Source organism: Treponema sp. R6D11 (genome assembly GCF_054786075.1).
Map to the genome: position 1 here is coordinate 1 of NZ_BDHD01000281.1, position 1,819 is coordinate 1,819.

The following is a 1,819-nucleotide window of genomic DNA, read 5'->3' on the forward strand; positions in this document are numbered from 1 at the left end:
TTTATGCAATTTATTTTTTTCATCAAGCTCTTTAACTTCTTTTACAACCGCTAAAGGCGGCAAAATGGCTTTTGCCACTCTTGAAGATTACAACGGCGAAATTGAAGTTACGTTTTTTTCGGGTCCGTGGGAAAAGTGCCAGCATCTTGTTGACGATTCAGTCGTTATATTAAAAGGAAAAATTGATTATCAAAAAGATAAAGACAGATACAGTTTCTTGGCAGACGGCGTTATAAGCAAACAGGAAGTACCATCGGTTGTAAAAGAAGTTAAAGAGCTTGATGAAAAAAATAAATTGCATAAAAACACATGGCTTTACATGGCGGATTTGAAAAGCTCATATATCTTGCAGGCGAAAAAAGGAAATTACACGGTTATAGGTTTCTTAAAATCGCTCAGGGATTTTAAGGATAAAAATGGAAATGACATGGCGTTTGGAACATTGCAGGATTTTGAAGGAGAAATCGATCTTGTATTTTTCTCAAAAGTATACGCCGATTGCCGCCACTTGCTTAAACTTGATGAGATGATCGCCTTAAAATCGGGCATACCGGATTCGTTTGAATCTCCAAACAAGTTTGTCTGTCCAAGCTGTTTGTCTTCTTTCATTTTTTGGGCGTACTCTATCGCCTTTTCCATATTTCCGGCAAGAGTTTCACGAGACACCTTAAAATCATCAAACGCCCCTGTTTGAATAAGCAGTTCTATAACTTTTTTGCTTACGGCTTTTATGTCCACCCTATCCAAAAAATCCATAAAACTTTTATAATGTCCGTTCTGCCTGCCCCGAACAATTTCATCGGCGGGAGCATCGCCTACGCCTTTAATTCCCAAAAAACCGTATACGATTCTGCCGTCCACTACGGTAAAAAGTTTGTCTGAATAATTTATATTGGGAGGATCGACGCTGATTCCCATTTTACGGGTTTCGACAATGCTGTATAAAAGCCTGTCGGTGCTTTTTATTTCGACTATCAATGTAGCCGCCATATATTCCGCCGGAAAATTAGCTTTAAGGTAGGCGGTTTGATACGCTAACACCGAATAAGCAGCGGCGTGGCTTTTGTTAAATCCGTAACCTGCAAACGGAACAAGCATGTCAAAAATAGCTCCGGCTCTCTGTGCCGAGTACCCCTGTTTTGCCGCACCCTCCAAGAACGGAATTTTTTCTCCGTCAAGAATTTCTTTTTTCTTTTTTCCCATGGCTCGGCGAAGAAGGTCGGCTTTTCCCATGCTGTAACCGGCTATTATTTTTGCCACTTCCATAACTTGTTCCTGATAAACAATAACGCCGTAAGTTTCTTTAAGTATTCCTTCAAGACTAGGATCGGGGTAAGTTATCGGCGCTTTTCCGTTTTTACATTCCACAAAGCGTGGAATAAATTGCATAGGTCCCGGTCGATACATGGCGTTTAATGCCGTTAAGTCTTCTATTGAAGTTGGTTTTGTCTGCCTTAAAATATCCTGCATTCCGTCTGATGCAAATTGGAAAACGGCGTGGCTTTTTCCTTCACCTAACATCTTAAAAGTTTTTTTGTCATCTTCGGGTATGTCTTCTATGTTAAAATTGGAATATTTACCGCCACGCTGACGGATTAATTCCTTTGAATGTTTTATGATGTCAAGGTTTTTTAATCCCAGAAAATCCATTTTAACAAGCCCGCATTCTTCAAGAAAGTTCATGCTGTACTGCGTAGCGATATTGCCGCCCTTCTCTTCCCTTTCCTGAAAAAGCGGCACTAATTCAATCAGCGGTTTTTTCCCAATTACGATACCTGCGGCGTGTATGCTTGAATGGCGGTTAAGCCCTTCTAATTTA

General features: G+C 40.3%; 2 pseudogenes. One reads left to right on the forward strand and one right to left on the reverse strand.

The features are described from left to right. A pseudogene (locus tag ACYVTD_RS12290) lies at window positions 1–502 on the forward strand (OB-fold nucleic acid binding domain-containing protein); the annotation flags it as partial. A gap of 38 nt (window positions 503–540) precedes the next feature. On the opposite strand, the pseudogene dnaE reads toward ACYVTD_RS12290, so the two are convergent. Next, window positions 541–1,788: pseudogene (gene dnaE, locus ACYVTD_RS12295) on the reverse strand (DNA polymerase III subunit alpha); the annotation flags it as partial. Between the last annotated feature and the right edge of the window lie 31 nt (window positions 1,789–1,819).